Source organism: Serratia sp. 506_PEND, assembly GCF_001076875.1.
Classification (GTDB): Bacteria; Pseudomonadota; Gammaproteobacteria; order Enterobacterales; family Enterobacteriaceae; genus Serratia; species Serratia marcescens.
Map to the genome: position 1 here is coordinate 1 of NZ_JVEL01000097.1, position 2,836 is coordinate 2,836.

4 protein-coding genes are annotated in these 2,836 nt (G+C 55.3%); 1 reads left to right on the top strand and 3 read right to left on the bottom strand.

Going from position 1 to position 2,836, the window contains the following annotated elements:
- Nucleotides 1-93 precede the first annotated feature (93 nt).
- From ADK28_RS29630 to ADK28_RS02890, 3 genes are all read right to left on the bottom strand, one after another.
- On the bottom strand, nt 94-312 hold the full coding sequence (locus ADK28_RS29630; protein ID WP_033640657.1) for a hypothetical protein: 219 nt from the start codon (nt 310-312) through the stop codon (nt 94-96).
- Nucleotides 313-538: 226 nt separating this feature from the next.
- Entirely contained in the window at nt 539-1,738 is a 1,200-nt protein-coding gene (gene fabV / locus ADK28_RS02885) for an enoyl-ACP reductase FabV (RefSeq protein ID WP_016928134.1), read from the bottom strand.
- Between the two features lie 183 nt (nt 1,739-1,921).
- The gene (locus ADK28_RS02890; protein ID WP_033640658.1) at nt 1,922-2,272 is read right to left on the bottom strand and encodes a DUF4377 domain-containing protein; all 351 of its coding nucleotides are present in this window, start codon (nt 2,270-2,272) and stop codon (nt 1,922-1,924) included.
- 248 nt (nt 2,273-2,520) lie between these two features.
- Here ADK28_RS02890 and ADK28_RS02895 point away from each other — a divergent pair.
- On the top strand, nt 2,521-2,836 hold a 316-nt coding region (locus ADK28_RS02895; protein ID WP_048794827.1), incomplete at its 3' end, for a hypothetical protein.

Consider the following 2,836-nt stretch of genomic DNA (forward strand, 5'->3'; position numbering starts at 1 on the left):
GGTCAAGCCACGGCAGAATAACGCAGGAAAGGTAAACCCTCCGACAATATCGGCAGAATGCGCGCATTAATTTGGCTGAATATATTTAGCGGTTTAACGATCGAATATTTTCGACCCATCTAACGTGCCGCCAATACCGATATTCCCTTCATGCAATACCGACGAAGCAGACTCACCCGCCATGATGCGTTGCCGCTGTTCCCGCGTGGCCGGCTGTGGCTGAGACCAGTCTGGGGACGTCGACGTCGGCTGGATCGCGCCGCAGCCGCTCAACAAAAACAACGATACCGTGGCACAATAACGCCATGTCATAGTTTTCTCCTTAAAGGAAATAAAATACCCGCAGCCGGCGGCAAGGGTAAATAAAAAATGACTTTCTTTAGTTTAATAACCGCCGTTATTTCACCTTCCGACCGCCGATGTTAACCACTCGGTTCCTCTGTTAACCCGAAATAAACATTTTCGCTTAGCCAGCCGATAATTCGCAGGCAATAAAAAAGGCCGGGCTAACCCGACCTTGTTTGACCGCTCGACGCGCTTAGACCAGCTCGATCACATCGAAATTGGCTTCGCCGCTCAGATCGGCGTCGTAGTCAACGCCCTGCAGACCGAAGCCGAACAGGCGCAGGAATTCCGCCTTGTAGCCCTGGTAATCCGTCAGTTCGTTGATGTTGTTGTCGTTCAGCTGCCGCCAGATTTCACGACAGGTTTCCTGCACTTCGTCGCGCAGTTCCCAGTCATCCAGACGCAGACGGTGCTTCTCGTCGGTGTCCGGCGCCGCGCCGCTGTACAGCTTGGTGGCGAACAGACGCTGGATCTGCTCGATGCAGCCTTCGTGAATGCCCTGTTCCTTCATGATTTTGAACACGATGGAGATATACAGCGGCATCACCGGAATGGCGGAGGAAGCCTGAGTCACTACCGACTTGAGCACCGCAACGTAAGCCGCGCCGCCTTTGGCCTGCAGCTTCTGGTTGATGGCGTGCGCCGCGCGATCCAGATCTTCTTTCGCCTTGCCCAGCGTGCCGTGCCAGTAAATTGGCCAGGTCAGATCGGTACCGATGTAGGAGTAAGCGACCGACTGCGCGTTATCCGCCAGCACGCCCGCTTCGTCCAGCGCGTCCATCCACAGCTGCCAGTCTTGGCCGCCCATCACCTTCACGGTGTCGGCGATTTCTTGCTCGTTGGCCGGCTCGACCACGGCTTCAACCAGCACGTCTTTGTTGGTGTCCAGTGCGACGGATTTGTATGGCTCGCCGATCGGCTTCAGTGCGGAACGCACCACTTCGCCGGTTTCCGGCATCTTACGCACCGGCGAAGCCAGCGAGTAAACCACCAGGTCAACCTGGCCCAGGTCTTTTTTGATCAGATCGATCACGGTCTGACGGCACTCGTTGGAGAATGCGTCGCCGTTGATGCTTTTCGCGTACAGGCCTTCTTCTTTAGCTGCCTTGTCGAAACCGGCGGAGTTGTACCAACCGGCGGAACCGGTTTTGCCTTCGCTGCCAGGCTTCTCGAAAAATACGCCGATGGTGGCCGCACCGCTGCCGAAAGCGGCATTGATGCGCGAGGCCAGACCGTAACCGGTGGAAGCACCAATGACCAGCACCTTTTTAGGCCCGTTTTTCAGTTCGCCGCGCGACTTAACGTAGGCGATTTGCTCACGGACGTTGGCTTCACAGCCTGCCGGGTGAGCGGTGGTGCAGATAAAACCACGAATTTTAGGTTTGATAATCATAGTAATTTTTTCTTGGTAGCTAAAAACCGAAGGACAATATACCTGATTTTCTCAATATACTTAAGAAAGTGCGAAAACAAGCGCAGTGAACAGACCAGTCGGAAAGCCCGCCGCCGAGACATGTCATGATGGCAAAGGGATAATCATGGCAGGCCGGGTTGCGATTACCCGGCCAGTCGAGAGTCACGCCTTGTTCTTTTCCAGCTGCTCAATCAGCGTGTAACGCAGCGATGAGGCGTCGGCCGGCACGTTCTCCACCGGAGTGACGCGCACTTTCAATCGATACTGATAGCCCGGTTCGAAAATGAAGCCCTCGATGCCGGTATAGAACAACTCCCACGGCTGCTGCGCGGAGCGGCGCACCTGCATGCACTTCATCGGGCCGACGCCCACGCAGTCCACCAGCGCGCTGTTCACCAGCAACACTTCCGTTTGGCCGCCTTTCTCGTTTGCGGGCTGATTCATCGAGGTTCCCTCCTGGCTGCAGCCGGCCAGCGCGGCCAACGCAACAAATAACAACGCTTTAATTTTCAATGTACTGCACCAATAGTCATCCAGGGGTGCCATGCTAACAAATTAACCGGCTCAAGAGAACGGATAGCGATGCGGATCCACACATCCAAAATATCATTCCTCTGTGCCCTATCAGACTGGAAAATATCGCAAAATAAACCCCCTGTTCTTATCCGAACCGGTAATTACCCCCGCTATTTTTTCTGTTAAAAACAGCTGGCTTGCGCAAGCTTTACTGAATTTAACTGAACCGATAAAGAGGGAATTTTATGCAAGAGATCGATGCCAAACACTTTCACCTGATCGCCGGCGCCGGTAACTTTGCCGACAACCGCGGCAGCAATGGCCGCGTCAACAACAACGGCGGCAACAAGAACGGGGGCGGGTCATCCAATCAGGGATTCTACGGCAAGCACACCTCGCCGGATTGCGTTAACGGCGTGATCACCGGCTCTCTGGGCGGCCTTGGCGGCCTGGCGGTGGGCGCGCTCAACGGCGGCTGCTTCAAGGAAGGCAGCAAAGGCGGCGGCAACGTCGGCATGGGGAAAGGCGGAAAGCCCGAAAATCACCCGCAAGCTGACCACC